12 protein-coding genes are annotated in these 14,655 nt (G+C 71.0%); all 12 read right to left on the bottom strand.

Going from position 1 to position 14,655, the window contains the following annotated elements:
* The coding region (locus FHE66_RS14335) for an ABC transporter permease (protein WP_255303759.1) at positions 1-725 on the bottom strand (725 nt) is incomplete at its 3' end.
* A gap of 32 nt (positions 726-757) precedes the next feature.
* Complete coding sequence (locus FHE66_RS14340; RefSeq protein WP_139073631.1) at positions 758-1,690, bottom strand: ABC transporter ATP-binding protein; 933 nt, start codon at positions 1,688-1,690, stop codon at positions 758-760.
* Position 1,691: 1 nt separating this feature from the next.
* Positions 1,692-2,447 carry a hypothetical protein gene (locus tag FHE66_RS14345; RefSeq protein WP_139073632.1) on the bottom strand — a complete coding sequence of 252 codons (756 nt, stop codon included), beginning with the start codon at positions 2,445-2,447 and terminating at the stop codon, positions 1,692-1,694.
* Positions 2,444-3,325: an ATP-binding cassette domain-containing protein gene (locus FHE66_RS14350; protein ID WP_139073633.1), complete on the bottom strand. Its 882-nt coding sequence runs from the start codon at positions 3,323-3,325 to the stop codon at positions 2,444-2,446. The genes FHE66_RS14345 and FHE66_RS14350 overlap by 4 nt, the downstream gene beginning before the upstream one ends.
* On the bottom strand, positions 3,322-3,684 hold the full coding sequence (locus FHE66_RS14355) for a GntR family transcriptional regulator (protein WP_139073634.1): 363 nt from the start codon (positions 3,682-3,684) through the stop codon (positions 3,322-3,324). Before FHE66_RS14355 ends, FHE66_RS14350 begins: the two co-directional genes overlap by 4 nt.
* A gap of 171 nt (positions 3,685-3,855) precedes the next feature.
* Positions 3,856-6,768: a hypothetical protein gene (locus FHE66_RS14360; protein WP_139073635.1), complete on the bottom strand. Its 2,913-nt coding sequence runs from the start codon at positions 6,766-6,768 to the stop codon at positions 3,856-3,858.
* 121 nt (positions 6,769-6,889) lie between these two features.
* A complete protein-coding gene (locus FHE66_RS14365) occupies positions 6,890-8,245 on the bottom strand; it encodes a sugar ABC transporter substrate-binding protein (RefSeq protein ID WP_139073636.1) in 1,356 nt (451 codons plus the stop codon).
* Positions 8,246-8,291: 46 nt separating this feature from the next.
* Entirely contained in the window at positions 8,292-9,257 is a 966-nt protein-coding gene (locus FHE66_RS14370; RefSeq protein ID WP_139073637.1) for a carbohydrate ABC transporter permease, read from the bottom strand.
* On the bottom strand, positions 9,254-10,096 hold the full coding sequence (locus FHE66_RS14375; RefSeq protein ID WP_139073685.1) for a carbohydrate ABC transporter permease: 843 nt from the start codon (positions 10,094-10,096) through the stop codon (positions 9,254-9,256). Before FHE66_RS14375 ends, FHE66_RS14370 begins: the two co-directional genes overlap by 4 nt.
* A gap of 53 nt (positions 10,097-10,149) precedes the next feature.
* Positions 10,150-12,327, bottom strand: coding sequence for an alpha-galactosidase (locus tag FHE66_RS14380; RefSeq protein WP_255303760.1), 2,178 nt, complete (start codon positions 12,325-12,327; stop codon positions 10,150-10,152).
* Between the two features lie 212 nt (positions 12,328-12,539).
* Entirely contained in the window at positions 12,540-13,553 is a 1,014-nt protein-coding gene (locus tag FHE66_RS14385; RefSeq protein ID WP_176554797.1) for a LacI family DNA-binding transcriptional regulator, read from the bottom strand.
* 87 nt (positions 13,554-13,640) lie between these two features.
* Positions 13,641-14,655 (bottom strand): amidohydrolase family protein (locus FHE66_RS14390; RefSeq protein WP_139073686.1); only part of this gene is annotated, 1,015 nt, incomplete at its 5' end.

Genomic DNA, 14,655 nt, shown 5'->3' on the forward strand with positions numbered 1-14,655 from the left:
GCCGCCAGCGGGTAGCAGACGAGGACGTAGCCGGCCATGACGAGGAGCTGGTGGGCCGGGAAGCCGCCCTCGAACCACGCGGTCATGAGCGCCTGGCTCGCCGCGCCGAGCGGTGTCCAGGTGGCGATGGTGGCCAGCGACTCCGGCATCATCGGGCCGGGCGTCCACATGCCGGCGAAGAGCAGCATCGGGAAGTAGATGATCATCCCGAGGCCGGAGGCGGCGCTGCCCTTGGGGGAACGGGCCGCGATGAGCAGCCCGATCCCGAACATCGCCGCCGTCCCGAGGACGAAGGCGCCGAGCGCGAGCAGCGGCTGGTCCGGTGCCGGGGTGCCGAAGGCGAGCGACGCGGCGAGCAGGGCGAGCAGCGAGGCCGCGACGACGGCGACGACGTTGATGAGGACGTGGGCGACGAGCACGCCCTGGGGGCGCATCGGCGTCGTGGACAGGCGACGCAGGACGCCGTTGTGCCGGTAGTCGGCGAGGTAGACCGGCAGCGTGATGAGGGCGACGCTCGCCATGGCCGTGGCGAGCGCGATCGGCGCCATGAGGTCGACCGGCCGCAGGCCGAGCCACGGCTCGGGCAGCTCCATGATCGTGTCGCGCATCCCGGGGATGATGAAGCCGATCCCCAGGAGGAGCACCGTCGGGAAGAGCAGCGCGAAGAACAGGCTGCTGAAGTCCCGCGTGAACAGCCGGGCCTCGGCGAGGGTGAGAGTGGCCATCCCTCTCGTCCGGGAGCGTGCGGTGAGCGTGGTCATGAGGAGACCTCCTCGTGGGTCGGGGTCCCGGTCACGCGGACGAAGACGTCCTCGAGCGTGCGGGACAGGGTGCGGATCTCCTCGGGGACGACGTCGCGCTCCGCGAGGGCCAGGACGGCGGCGGGCAGGACCCGGTGGCCGCCCCTCACCACGTACTCCCCGTCGTCGGGCGTGACGGAGGTGACGTCCGGCAGCGCCGCGAGGACGGCGGGGATCGAGTCGGGCGACCCGTCGGGCAGGCGAAGGCGGAAGGCTCGCTCGTCCTCCTGTGCCCGGATGAGCTCCGCCGGGCTGCCCTCGGCGACGACGCGGCCGTCGTCGATGATGACGAGCCTGTCGCACAGCCGCTCGGCCTCGTCCATGAAGTGGGTGACGAGCACGATCGTCACGCCCGTGTCGCGCACCCGCTCGATGAGCGCCCACGTGTCGCGGCGGGCCTGCGGGTCCAGGCCCGTGGTGAGCTCGTCGAGGATCGCGACCTCGGGGTTCCCCACGAGCGCGAGCGCGATGGACAGCCGCTGCTGCTGACCGCCGGAGAGGTCGGCGAAGGCGGTGTCCCGTCTGTCCTGCAGGCCGAGCAGCTCGAGGAGCTCCTCCGGGTCGGCGGGGTCGGCGTAGAAGGAGGCGTACAGCCGCAGTGCCTCCAGGACCCGGAGCTTGGGCGGCAGCCTGGACTCCTGGAGCTGGATGCCCAGGCGCTCCCGGACCGCGGACGGGTCGCGCTGCGGGTCGGCCCCGAGGAGGCGGACGGTGCCGCCGTCGGCCTGGCGCAGGCCGGCGAGGCACTCCACCGTCGTCGTCTTCCCGGCACCGTTGGGGCCGAGGATCCCGAAGATCTCCCCCCGCCCGATGGTGAGGCTGAGGTCGGCGACGGCGACCTTGGCGCCGTAGGTCTTGCGCAGGTTGCGGATCTCGATGACGGGTTCCATGTCAGGACTCCGATCGCTTGACGGGGACGGTCCGGGCGAGCAGGGCGAACGCGATGGCCGCGGCCACCAGGAGCACGCCGCCGGCGAGGACCGCGGCCACGGGCGGCACGTCCCAGGGGACGAAGGGAGCCTCGCTCCAGCTGGTGGCGAACATCGTGTAGAGCACCGGCAGCACGGTGAGCGGGAGGGCGAAGGTGCCCCACCAGCCGCCGAGCCGGTAGTAGGTGATGCCGATGAGCAGGCCGCCGATCGTGCCGGCCGCCGCGGCGAGCGAGTAGTCCAGGAGGAGCGGGCCGAGCCCGGTCTGCCAGACCCCCTCGGTGTACTCGACTCCCGGCGTCGCGTCGTGGTCCCAGCCCATCCGGGCGTAGAGGACGCCCTCGAGGAGCGTGAGGACGGTCCCCGTGACCGCGTGGAGCAGGGCGGCCAGGACGCCGGCCACCAGGGACCCGCCGACGAACGAGCGACGGGTCATCCCGTTGGCGACGTGCGGGCCCAGGTAGACGGTGGCCACGAGGATGGCGATGGACATGAGGAACCAGACGAGCGGTCCCTGCCGGACGAACTGGACGACGGAGAAGTCGACGGTGCCGCTCACCCCCAGGACGACGAGGGTGGTGACGACGATCCCGGCGACGCAGATCCCCCAGAACCACGCCCACATGAACCCGTAGATCCTCAGGTGACGGTCCGCCGCGCGGACCCACTGCGGGCGGCGGGCACGGGCTCGGCTCGGCGGCGCTACGGTGCGACTCATCGGCGCACCTCCTTGTCGGTGAGGGCGATGAACAGGTCCTGGAGAGGCACGGCCCCGACCTCGAGGCCGTCGGCGTGCAGCCGCTCGCGCGTCTCCCGGTCGAGGCGCCCGAGCACGGTCACCTGCTTCGTGGGGCCGAGCACGGTCTCCCCGAGCACGCGCAGCCCGGCGGTCGCGGCGTCCACCCGGTCGGCGGCGCCGGTGACGGTGGCGCCCTGCTCGCGCAGCGTCTCGGCCTCCTCGGCGACGAGCACCGCGCCGCGGTCGAGCACGACGACGTTCTCGAAGAGCTGCTCGACCTCGCTGATGAGGTGGCTGGAGACGACGACGGTGCGCGGGTGCTCGACGTAGTCGGCGATGAGCAGCTCGTAGAAGCGGCGGCGGGAAGGTGCGTCCATGCCGAGGTAGACCTCGTCGAACATCGTCACCGGGGCGCGCGAGGCCAGGCCGATGACGGCACCGAGCGCGGAGCGCTTGCCGCGGGAGAGCTTGGCCGGCTTCTTGCCGGGGTCGAGCTCGAAGGTCTCGAGGAGCTCCTCGGCGTAGGCCTGGTCCCACCGCGGGCGGGCCGAGGCGACGAAGTCGAGGGTGACCCGGATCTTCTCGTCCGGCAGGACGTCGCCGCCCTCCCTGATGAGGCACACCTGCTCCATGAGGGCCTCGTCCTCGTACGGGTCGCGCCCGTCGACGAGCACCTGCCCGCTGGTGGGGCGCAGGAGCGAGGCGATGGCGGAGAGCATCGTCGTCTTGCCCGAGCCGTTGCGGCCGAGCAGCCCGGTGATGGTGTTGGCCGGGAGGCGGACGGTGGCGGAGTCGACCGCCCGGGTGTCCTTGAAGTCGACGGTGAGGTCGCGCAGCTCGACGTCGAGACCGCTCATGCCCGCTCCCCCCTCTGCTCGATGTAGCGCACAACCTCGCCCGGCGTGATGCCGAGCATGCGGGCCTCGTCGAGGACCGCGTCGAGGTGGTCGGTGAAGAAGGCGCCCCGGCGACGCTCGCGCAGCCGCTCCCGGGCACCGTCGGCGACGAACATGCCCACTCCTCGCTGTTTGTAGATGACGCCCTCGTCCACGAGCTGCGCGAAGGCCTTGGCAGCGGTGGCGGGGTTGATCCGGTAGGTGGTCGCGTACTGGGTGGTGCTCATGACCTGGTCCCCCTCGGCCAGCGTCCCGTCGAGGACCTGGCGACGCAGGTGCTCGGCGATCTGCACGTAGATCGGCTCGGGTCCGTCGAACATCGCAGCACCTCCCTCACTGGTTCATTACATGAGTAATGAACCATAGAACCGGTCGGGCGGTCAAGCCCTTCCGCCCCGCGCCGCGGGTCGCACGAGCCGACGCGCGCTCAGGGCACGACAAAGGGGTCCCCCGTCGCCGCAGCAGGCGCGAGAGACCCCTTCGTCGGACCGTCAGCCGCAGGCCGCTGCCAGGTACGTCCCGTCGGCCCGGCTGGTCACCGGGCTGCCGTCGACCAGGCCGGTCGCGACCACCGAGGCGGTTCCCGCGGCGATCTCGGTCTGGCGCGAGGCGAACGCAACACTCACGGCTCGCCCAGCGTCCAGCCCGGCGACGGACCTGGTGCCGAACGGCGTGCCGATCTCCACCGCCACCGGGACCGCGCTCTCGTTCGTCACGCGGACGACCACGTGGGCCCGTCCGGCCACGCACCGGACCGTAGCCGCGGAGTCGATGGCCAGCTCCCCGCCGGCCGTGTTCGTGACGCCGAGAGTGAGCGGCGACAGCTGGATCCAGTCGATGTTCGGAGCGTTTCCGGTGGCGTTGCCGAGCCGCAGGTCTCCCTCGTCGGTCGTGAGGTCCACCGGCACCGTGTGGGTCCAGAACCCCTGCCACGAGTAGTTGTGCCGGAAACCGCCGCGGGTGGTCTCACCACCCTCCTCACCGATGTCGAGGAACCGGGTGATGACGTCGGTGTTGTAGTCGTGCCCGGTGTTGCGCTCCGCGTTCGCGTAGCGCACCGACAGGTTGTACTGCCCGGCGCCGAGCTGCTCCGGCCGGGCGACAACGGCGTAGCTGCCCTCACCCCCACCGAGCCGACCGACCTGTTCACCCGAGACGTTGGTGGGCTGCGCGACGGTCTCGGTACGAGCCTCGCCGTGCAGCGTGACCTGCGAGGAGTCCTCGGCCTCGATCGTCACCGTCTCACTGTCCGCCTCCGCGGCCCGCGTGACGGTGAGCGAGGAGACGAGGGCACCGTCCGGCGCGCCCACGGTCACCTCCGAGACGCCCTTGCCGAGGTGCACGCGCGCGGTCGAGACCCACTCACCCGCGGCACTCGCCCCGACGCCGTCGACGGCACGCCGGTTGACGGCGAGGTCGACGCCGGCCGCCCCCTCCGTCGCGTACTCGAGCGCGACGTCGTAGTACCCGGTCTCGCGCACCGAGGGGAAGAACGTGATGGCCCCGTCCCCCGACACCTCGACTGCCCCGCCGTCGGCGGCGGTGTAGTCCACCGTGGCGTCGCCGCTGCGGGCGAAGACGGCGGGGTAGGTGGTCGTCTCGGGTCCCGTGACGAGGGTGAGGTCGAACTTGTCGAGCGAGATGTCCGAACCGGGCAACAGCGTGGAGCCGTCCGCACTCATCCGCACCGACAGCTCGTGGGAGCCGGCTGCCAGCTCGACCAGGGTCTCCGCACGACCGCGGTACCCCCAGGAGAAGCCTGCCTCGTAGTCGATGGTGGACGCCTGGACGCCGTCGACGAACAGAGCATGCCGGCCAGGGCCGTTGGCCGGTCCGTTGACGCCCGCGACCGCGCCGAAGCGGTAGGTCCCGTCAGCGGGCACGTCCACCGTCCAGGTGAGGGAGGACGTGACACGGTTGGTCGACCCGACGTCCCGCCCGCGTGACGCCGCGAACGTCCAGTCGTCCGTGGGCGACTGGTTGTAGGCGGTGACGTCGCGCAGCACGGTGTCCTCGGCCTCCACCTCGACGCGCCACGTCGGGTCGACGGTGGGCTGGGTGGGCAGCGCCGGCGTGATGACCGCCTGGTAGGCCGAGAGCCTGTCGTCGTTGGCGACGTCGACGACCATCACGTCGTCCAGGGCGAGCCGGTGCGTCGCGACGACGGGCGGCGCCTGTGCCTCCCCTTCCTGTCCGGACCACTCCGCCTCACGAATCTGGATGTCGACGACGTCCCCGAACACTGCGGGGTCGAGGCCCGACAGCTCCAGGCGCACCTCGTTGTCCGTGCCACCGAACAGGACGGTCGCCTGCCTCTTGCCCGGGTCGAGGGTCGCGATCCCCTGGAGCGTGTCCGGCCTGTTCAGGACGGGCGGGGTGACCTGCACGGTGTCGCCCCCCAGGTCGGCGTACCACTTGAGCAGCCACCAGGCCCCGTTCGCGCTGTTCGACTTGGCCATGTTGTCGTTGAGGTTGCCGGCGTACGTCCAGTACGCGGTCTGCGCGTCGACCTTGGTGTCCTCGAACATCGTGAGCCACTGGACGATGTTGCCCGGGACGGACATGTCCCGGCGCATCGCGTACTCGTTGATGTTGATCGGAAGCGGCCCGATCCCGAGCTCCCGCTCGAGCGCGCGGTAGGCGTCGTAGTTCGACCGGTACGTGGCCAGGTTGTTCCGTCCGAGCTCGTGCCAGGTGAACATGTCCGGCAGGACGTCGTTCTCCTTCGCGAACGTGAGGAACTCACGCGTCCTCGCAGGCTGCCACCTCGAGTCCCCGGGGCCCGCGATCCTCGCCTCCGGGTACACCTCCTTGATCGTCTCGTACGCCGCCTTCCAGTCCGCGAGGAAGGTCTGCCCCATCTGCTCCCAGTTCCCGTACCAGTTGATGCCGTCCGGCTCGTTGAAGGGTGTGAAGACGTACCGCTCGGGGTAGTCGGAGTTCTCCACGACGTCCGCGACTACCGTGCGGACGATCTCGAGGTAGCTCTCGAAGTCGTCGGGCCGCCGGCCGCCCGTGTAGGGCCAGTCGGGGTAGTAGTCCTGGATGTTGGTCATCATGTACTCGCCCCCGTTCTCGAAGAACGCCCGCTCGACCTCGAGCGGGTCCCCGTTGGGGTGCTGCGCGCCGCGCGGCGCCTTCTGCGTGAGGTGGTGGGGGCCCGCGCCGGCGATGATCGCGTCCGTGGGGACGCCGTCGTCGCCGAGGCCGTAGAGCATTCCCGAGGCGCCACCCTTGAACGGGCCGGTGGACACTGCGAAGTCGATCTCGAGAGCGTCGCTCGCGGCCTGGGCCACCGGTGCCGCCGCAGCGGACCCGGTGGCGACCAGCACCGCCGCGGTGACGGAGGCCGCGACCTGCCGTGCCGTCCTCCGCCGGGGCTCAGTTGATGGACTGGATGTCATCGCGCACTCCTTCGTACGTGCGAGGTCGTCCTCGCGCTGTTCGGCGTCCGAACCGGCGGTCGGTCTGGTCGACCACCAGCGCTGAGCAGCCCGCGACGAGCGCCGGGAGCCACTCGCCAGGTCAGTCGAAGAGACTGTTGACCTGGTCGTTTGCAGCAGCCAGCGAGGCGGCGTCGCCGTTGCCCTGGAGGTAGGACTCGATGCTGGCGCTCATGATGTCGTTGATCTGTGACCAGTTGTCGGCGATCGGGAGCAGGTGCGTCGTCCCCTGGTCCACCTGGACGGTGAAGGCCGTGACGTCCCACCCCTTGTCGGCGAACGCCTCGGTCGCCTTCTCGGTCGAGCTCTGGATCGCCGGGAACACCACGGCGGACTCCGCGACGACGTCCTGGCACGCGGTGGAGCCGAGGTACTTCACCCACTCCCACGCCGCGTCGGCGTCGCTGGTTCCTGACCAGATCCCGTCGGACAGGCCGTTGAACACAGAGGCGCGCTGGCCGCTGGGACCGATCGGGGTGGGCACGACCTTCGTCGGCACGTCATCCTGCCCGAGGTAGGAGCCGTTCATCCAGGAGCCGTCGGTCACGAGCGCGTACCGCCCGGCGAGATAGCCGTTCAGCGGGTCCTGCTCGGAGAGCGCGATGTCCAGACTGGGCATGTAGCCCTTCTCCTGCAGGCCGCGGTACCACTCCATGGTCTCGGCGAACTCCGGCGCGGCGAAGTTGAACGCCGTCGTCCACGGTGTCGTGTCACCGAAGTACCAGTCGTTCCCGAGCGCGAACGGGGCCCACGTCTGCTGGCCGGAGGCGTTGAGCCCGTTGCCCGACAGCGCCAGTCCGTACACGGCGACGTCGTCCTTGTCGAACCCTGGCTCGGTGCCGCGGACGCCGTTGCCGTCGACCGTCAGCGCCGCGACGGCCTGCTCGAAGGTGCCGCCGTCAGTGGGGTTCCACTCCAGGGCTGCGAGGTCCTCGGCGGTGAGGCCGACCTCAGCGGCCATCGTCTCGTTGTAGAAGAGGGCGACCGTGTCGAAGTCCTTCGGCAGGCCGTACCTCTCCCCCGCCTGGTCCTGCCACAGGTCGGCGAGTCCGTCCTGGTAGACGGACAGGTCGAGCCCGTCCTCCTCGATGCGGTCGGAGATGCCCAGCAGCTGGCCCTGCGCGACGAACTCGGGGTAGTAGGACAGGTGGTTGGCGAACACGTCGGGAGCGGTGTCGGACGCGAAGCCGGTGGTGAGACCCTGCCAGTAGTCGGCCCACCCGTACTGCTCGATGGTGACGGTGATGTCGTGCTCGGCGGCGAAGTCCTCGGCACACTGCTGGTAGGCCGGTTGCTGGTTGGAGTCCCACAACCAGTAGCTGATCTCCGTCCCTGCCGAGGAGGGGTCGTCGTTCCCGGAGGAACAGCCTGCGGCTGCGAGCCCGAGCACGGCGGCGCCGGTGCCCAGCCGGACGAGGGGGCGTAAGAGGTGCGTCATTGCGTGACCTTTCGGTAGGAGGACCGGTGCCCGTGAGGTGCGGCGGCTACTTGATCCCGGAGTAGCCGAGGTTGTTGACGAGTCGTCGCCCGAAGGCGAGGAAGAGCAGGAGGACCGGGAGCGCGGCGATGAGGGCCGCTGCCATGAGGCCCGACCAGTCCGGGCCGGTCTGCGGGGTCTGCGACCGGAAGATGCCGAGCGCGACGGTGAGTACCCGGGCCTCCTCGGCCCGCCCGACCAGCAACGGCCAGAAGTACTCGCTCCAGGCCGTGATGAACGTCAGCAGCCCGAGAGTCGTCATGGGGGTCCACGACATCGGGACGATGATCTGGAAGAAGATGCGGCCGTGGCCGGCACCGTCGATCATCGCCGACTCCTCGACCTCGCGGCTGATCCCGAGGAAGAACTGCCGCATGAAGAAGACCGCGAACGGGGTCATGAAGAAGAACGGCAGGATGATCCCGGGCAGCGTGTTCAGCAGGCCGAGGTCCCGGATGAGGACGAAGTTGGGCAGCTGGACGAAGATCGGCGGGACCATGAGCGCGGTGAGGAAGAGGAAGAACACCGCGTCCCTGCCCGGCCACCGGAGGCGGGCGAACGCGTAGGCCGCCATCGAGCTGAAGAAGACCTGCCCCACCATGACGGTGGTGGAGACGATGACGGAGTTGCGCAGGTAGAGCCAGAAGTTGAGGGTCCCGGAGGTACCGCCGGCCGCGGCGATCTCCTCCTGGCTCGCGAGCCCGAGGACCCGGCGGAAACCACCCCAGCTGAAGTCCACGGGCAGGGGGTTGCCCGGGTCGAGGTACAGCGCACCGTTGCTCGACAGCGCCGTCCGCAGCATCCAGTAGAACGGCACGATCGTCACGAGCAGGATCAGGCCGAGGAGGGCCCACGCGATGCCCCGTCCCAGCGTGGGGCGGCGCAGGCGTCGACGCCGCGCCGGAGCGGTCGCCGGGGTCGCCTGGAGGTCGCGCTCGGCGTCCTCGGTCCTGGGTGCGGGAGTGAAGATCATCGGAGGTCCGACTGGTTCGAGCGCAGCAGCTTCAGTTGCGCGTAGGCGATGAGGGCGAGGGCGAGCAGCAGGAAGACCGACAGCGCCGAGGCGTAGCCGAGGTCGAACCGCTCGAACGCCTGCTGGTAGATGTAGTAGTAGATGACGCGAGTCGCGTTGACCGGGCCGCCCTGCGTCGTGACGGCGACGGTGTCGAAGATCTGGAACGACCCGACGACGGTGATGACGAGGACGAGCGCGAGCACGGGCCGCAGCAGCGGCAGGGTGATGGAACGGAACATCCTGGGCTCGCTCGCACCGTCGAGGGCGGCGGCCTCGTAGAGCTGCCTGGGGATGGTCTGCAGGCCGGCGAACACGAGCAGGGCCGTGTACCCGACGAAGCGCCAGACGTTGATGAGCGCGATCGTCGGGATCGCGGTCGCCTCGTTGCCGAAGAACGCGACCCTGTCGAGACCGAGCCCGTCGATGACGACGTTGACGATGCCCGTCGAGTAGTCGAACATCCAGAACCACACGAGGGCGACGACGACGTTCGCGACCAGGTAGGGCAGCAGGATGATCCCCCGGATCAGGACGGACCGCGTCAGCCTGTGCATCAGCACGGCGATGAGCACGGCAAGGACCGTCTGGACCGAGATGTTGATGAGGACGTACTGGGCGGTGACGACGAGGGCGTTCCAGAAGAGCTCGTCGGCGAACATCCGCCTGTAGTTCTCGACGCCGACGAACTCCCCGCCACCGACGAGCTTGGCGTCGGTGAGGCTGAACCACGTCCCACGGACGGTGGGCACGAGGAAGAAGACGACGAACCCGAGCGTCGCGGGCGCGATGAACAGCATCGCCGCTCCCAGGTCGCGTCTCGCGCGTCGGGAGAGCCGCGCCTGCGCGACGGTCACGTCCCGCTCCTCTCGGTCGCCGCCTCGTCGTCGGTGCCATCGACCCGGGTGACGAGGATCAGGGCCGTGTGGTCAGGGAGCAGTGCCGGGACGTCCACGCCGACCCGGCTCAGCACCGCCCCGGGCAGGACCGCCCCGTCCGGGGTCCACCATGCCGGGAGCACCTTGGGGTCGGGAGTGTGCTCCCCCGGGGCCGGCCCCGCTGGGGTGATGCGGTAGACGACGTCGTCCGCCAGGCCCGCCAGCCTCACCCTCGCCACCGGCCAGGTCACCGGCCGCTCGAGGAGGGTGACCGAGTACAGGGCGCGCGTCCGGTCCGGCGCGACGGCGCCGTGCAGCCACAGCGCGCCGCCCTCGCTCGAACGGCGGACCACTCGACCGGTGTGGATGAGCTCGCGGTGCTCCTTGTAGAACTCGATCCACGCGGCCAGCTCACGGCGTTCCTGCTGCGACGCCGCGCCCAGGTCCCACTCGATCCCGAAGTGCCCGAACAGGGCGGTAGCCGCACGGAAGTCGAGGTCGAGGCGCCGTCCCGTCGTGTGCGCCTCGGGCGCTCCGACGTGGCTGCCGACCAGCTCCGGTGGCAGCAGCTGTGCGGTCCACCGCTGGATCTGCTGGCGCTCGTGCGCATCGATGCAGTCGGAGGCCCAGACCCGGTCGGTGTGCTCGAGGATCCCGAGGTCCACCCGTGCCCCACCCGAGGAGCACGACTCGATCTCGAGCTCGGGGCAGGCCTGCCGGATCTCAGCCATGAGTCGGTACGCGGCCAGGGTCTGCTCATGGACCCCGGCACGGAGCGTGCGGGTCGATCCGGCGTCGACGAGGTCCCGGTTGTGGTCCCACTTGACGAACCTGATCCCGTACTCCCGCACGAGGGCCACCATGCGGTTCCGGACGTGCCGGAAGGCACCGTCGTGCGTGAGGTCGAGCACCTGCTGGTGCCGGAACGGGGCGGGCAGCCGCCCGGGTACCTGCAGCATCCACTCGGGGTGCTCGCGCGCCAGGTCGGAGTCAGGACTGACCATCTCCGGCTCGAACCACAGTCCGAACTCCATCCCGAGTGCGCTGACGTGCTCGACGAGCTGCCCGAACCTGCCGCCGCCCCAGACCGCCTCGGAGACGGACCAGTCCCCCAGACCGGCGGTGTCGTCGCGGCGGCCTGCGAACCACCCGTCGTCGAGGACGAACCGTTCCACCCCCACCTCGGCCGCGTGGTCGGCCAGGGCGCGGAGCGTGTCGAGCTCGTGGTCGAAGTACACAGCCTCCCAGACGTTCATCACCACGGGCCGCGGTGTCGCCGGGTGACTCTCGCGGGCTCGGAGGAGCTGGTGGAAGCGGCCGGCCGACGCGTCCAGCCCGTCGCCGTAGGACGCGTAGACGAACGGCGAGACGTAGGACTCCCCGCCCCCGAGCACGACCTCGCCCGGCAGGAGGAGCTCGCCGCCGAGCAGGAGCCGCTCGCCGGTGTGGACCCGCTCGGCGATGCTGCGGTGGTTACCGCTGAACCCGACGTGCAGGCCCCAGACCTCCCCGCGATCGAAGTCGAAACCTGCCTCACCGGCGAGGAGGACCGTGACGGCGTCGGCCCCGGTCCGCCCGTGGCGCCCCTCGCGAAGGTGCGAGCCCACACGGAACGGACCGCGCTGCGGGACCCTCTCCTTCGCCCAGCGTCCGGCGAGGTCGAGCACCTCGTCCGCGTGTCCAGGAACCGGCAGCGCCAGGTGGAGTCCGTCGACGACGTATGGCGCGTCCTCGAGGTTGGTGACCTCCGCGCGAAGCCGGACGACCCCCGACGGCAGCATCTCGATCTCGAGGTCGAGGCCCAGTCCTGCGTCCACGTCCGTCGCATGTACCCGTGCGGAGCCGCCGAGGCCCTCGGTCGTGACGACCGATGCCGTCTGGTCCGGCCGGAACCTCGGCGACCACGCCCTGCCCAGCCGGTGACCGGCCAGCCCCGGCGTGCCCGTCCACCCGGACCACGCCTCGGGCAGGACCGCGACCCGGTGTGGCTCGTCGAGACCGTTCGCGGCGTTAGGGGCGCTCGTCACCCGGCCGAGGGCGGTGAGGTCGACGTCGGTCAGATCGCCGGTGTCACGGCCCCAGTGCACCACCCGGGGCAGCGACCCCTCCGGGAGCTCGAGGACGAGGGCGACACCGTCGGCGGCGAACCGCACGCGACGAGGCGCCGGCACATTCTGGCCGGTCGCCGCCCGGACGGCCGGTGGGAACAGCACCACGTCAGTTGACCCCCCTTGGTTTGACCAACGTTTGCGCAAACGTTGGTCAGACCGTACAGGGCTCGTCTCGAGCCACGCAATGGTCCTCAGGACGGAGCTGTCGGGGTCTCACCTCGGTCGATCGTCGGTGTGACGAGGGCGGGCCCCTCCTAGGCGCCGGGCCTCGGCCCCGCAGTGCTCTGCCGCAGCACAAGCCTCGGGAGGACGGTCGAGTGTGCGGGCTGCTCGTTGGAGAGGATCCAGGAGTGGAGCATCGCGAACGTCCGCTTGCCGAGGCCCACGAAGTCCTGGCCCACGGTGGACAGCGACGGCACCCACATCGCGGCAAAGGGCTGGTCGTCGAACCCCATGAGGCTGACGTCGCGCGGGATCGAGACGCCTCGCTCCTGGAGGCGCCGGGCGACGCCGATCGCGACCTCGTCGTTGCCGCACAGCACGGCAGTCGCCCCGGGATCGAGCCGCTCGGCGGCCGCGTACCCGGACTCGGGGTCGTACCCCGCCCGGACGACGTCCGGCACGACACGGCCCGCGTCCGTCAGCGCGCGCCGCCACCCCCACTCCCGGCCGGAGTGCTCGCTCGTGGACGGGATGGCGACGTGATGAACCGTGTGGTGTCCGAGCGAGAGGAGGTAGTCGGTCGCCTGGCGGGCGCCCTCGAAGTCGTCGAGGTAAGCATGTGGCCGATCCGCCCCCGGCTGCCAGGCACCGGACGCCGCGACGACGGGGACGTTGTGGGGCAGGGCATCGAGAGTTGCCGCACCGACCGCGTCGAAGTCGATGACGACGGCCCCGGCGATCGGCTGCGACCACACACCGTCGATGGCGCGACGGACCTCGGCCGGGTCGCTCGACTCGACGACCGCGATCATGACCGAGAAGCCGGCCGCGCGCGCCTGCTCCTCGATGCCGTGCAACGTCGCCGCGTAGCCCCAGCGCAGGGTGTGGTTGGCGATGACCGCGACCGTCGACGAGCGGCCGTTGACGAGCGCCTGCGCCGCGGCGTTGGGCCGGTACCCGAGCTGGGCGACCGCCTCCATGACGCGGCTCCGGGTCTTCTCCGACACCGGTGCGCGACCGGTGATCACCCGTGACACCGTCGACAGGCTGACACCTGCTGCGGCGGCCACGTCCGCCAGCACGGGGACCCTGTCGATTGCGTCCATCATGCGCAGGATAGCCAGCGCCGGTCGTCCGAGCCCGCACGGCGGCACCGGACCGGCTGCACCCTCGGAACGCCGGTCATCCCGTGCTCAGAAGAGCTCGCCGCGCAGCACGACCGCGGTCGGCCGGGTGAGCACGGAGACGTCCTCGCGCGGGTCCTGCGGGTAGACGACGACGTCGGCGGGCGCGCCGTCGGCCACTCCGGGCACCCCGAGGATGTCGCGGCCGCGCCAGCTCGCGGCGGCGACGACGTCGTGGACCGGCACCCCGGCCCGGACCACCTCGGCGAGCTCGGCGGGCAGCGAGCCGTGGCGGATGGTGCCGCCGGCGTCGGAGCCCATGAGGAGCGGGACGCCGGCCTCGTGGAAGGCGCGGACCTGCTCGTGGCGGCGCGCGTGCATCCGCAGCATCCGCTCGGCGAAGACCGGGTACTTCGCCCCGGCCTGCGCGGCGAAGTCGGTGAAGTGGGCGACCTGGAGGAGCGTGGGGGTCACCGGGATCCCCCGGCGTGCGGCCTCGGCGATGTGGTCGGCCGTCATCCCCGTGCCGTGCTCGATCCCGTCGATCCCGGCGGCCAGGAGGTCGTCGACAACCTCCCGGGAGAAGGCGTGGGCGGTCACCCGCGCCCCGTTCTCGTGGGCGGCGGCGATGCCCTCGGCGAGGACGTCGGCGGGCCACAGCGGGCGCAGGTCGGACTCGGCGCCGTCGGACCGGTCGATCCAGTCGGCGACGATCTTCACCCAGCCGTCGCCGTAGCGGGCCTCCTGCGCCATCGCCTCGGGCAGCTGCGCGACGTCGTCGAGCTCGCGCCCGTAGTGGCGCAGGTAGCGCTTGGGGCGGGCGAGGTGGTGGCCGGCACGGATGAGCCGCGGCAGGTCCGGGCGGCGCTGCACCCACCGGGTGTCCTGCGGGGAGCCCGCGTCGCGGACGAGGAGGGTGCCGGCGTCGCGGTCGGCCCGGGCCTGGGCCTCGGCCTCCTCGACGCTCACCTCGCCGTCGGGTCCCAGGCCGATGTGGCAGTGGACGTCGACGAGGCCCGGCAGCACCCAGCCCTCGAGCTCGCGCGCGGGCACGTCCGGGGGGTCGAGGGTCAGCCGACCCTCG

The organism is Georgenia sp. 311 (genome assembly GCF_006151955.1).
GTDB classification, from domain to species: Bacteria; Actinomycetota; Actinomycetes; order Actinomycetales; family Actinomycetaceae; genus Oceanitalea; species Oceanitalea wutianyii.

What these genes read in the sequence shown, in the direction of transcription:
- FHE66_RS14340 (WP_139073631.1), bottom strand. Translation starts at nt 1,690, where the DNA reads ATGGAACCCGTCATCGAGATCCGCAACCTGCGCAAGACCTACGGCGCC.
- FHE66_RS14345 (WP_139073632.1), bottom strand. Translation starts at nt 2,447, where the DNA reads ATGAGTCGCACCGTAGCGCCGCCGAGCCGAGCCCGTGCCCGCCGCCCG.
- FHE66_RS14350 (WP_139073633.1), bottom strand. Translation starts at nt 3,325, where the DNA reads ATGAGCGGTCTCGACGTCGAGCTGCGCGACCTCACCGTCGACTTCAAG.
- FHE66_RS14355 (WP_139073634.1), bottom strand. Translation starts at nt 3,684, where the DNA reads ATGTTCGACGGACCCGAGCCGATCTACGTGCAGATCGCCGAGCACCTG.
- FHE66_RS14360 (WP_139073635.1), bottom strand. Translation starts at nt 6,768, where the DNA reads ATGACATCCAGTCCATCAACTGAGCCCCGGCGGAGGACGGCACGGCAG.
- FHE66_RS14365 (WP_139073636.1), bottom strand. Translation starts at nt 8,245, where the DNA reads ATGACGCACCTCTTACGCCCCCTCGTCCGGCTGGGCACCGGCGCCGCC.
- FHE66_RS14370 (WP_139073637.1), bottom strand. Translation starts at nt 9,257, where the DNA reads ATGATCTTCACTCCCGCACCCAGGACCGAGGACGCCGAGCGCGACCTC.
- FHE66_RS14375 (WP_139073685.1), bottom strand. Translation starts at nt 10,096, where the DNA reads ATGCTGTTCATCGCGCCCGCGACGCTCGGGTTCGTCGTCTTCTTCCTC.
- FHE66_RS14385 (WP_176554797.1), bottom strand. Translation starts at nt 13,553, where the DNA reads ATGGACGCAATCGACAGGGTCCCCGTGCTGGCGGACGTGGCCGCCGCA.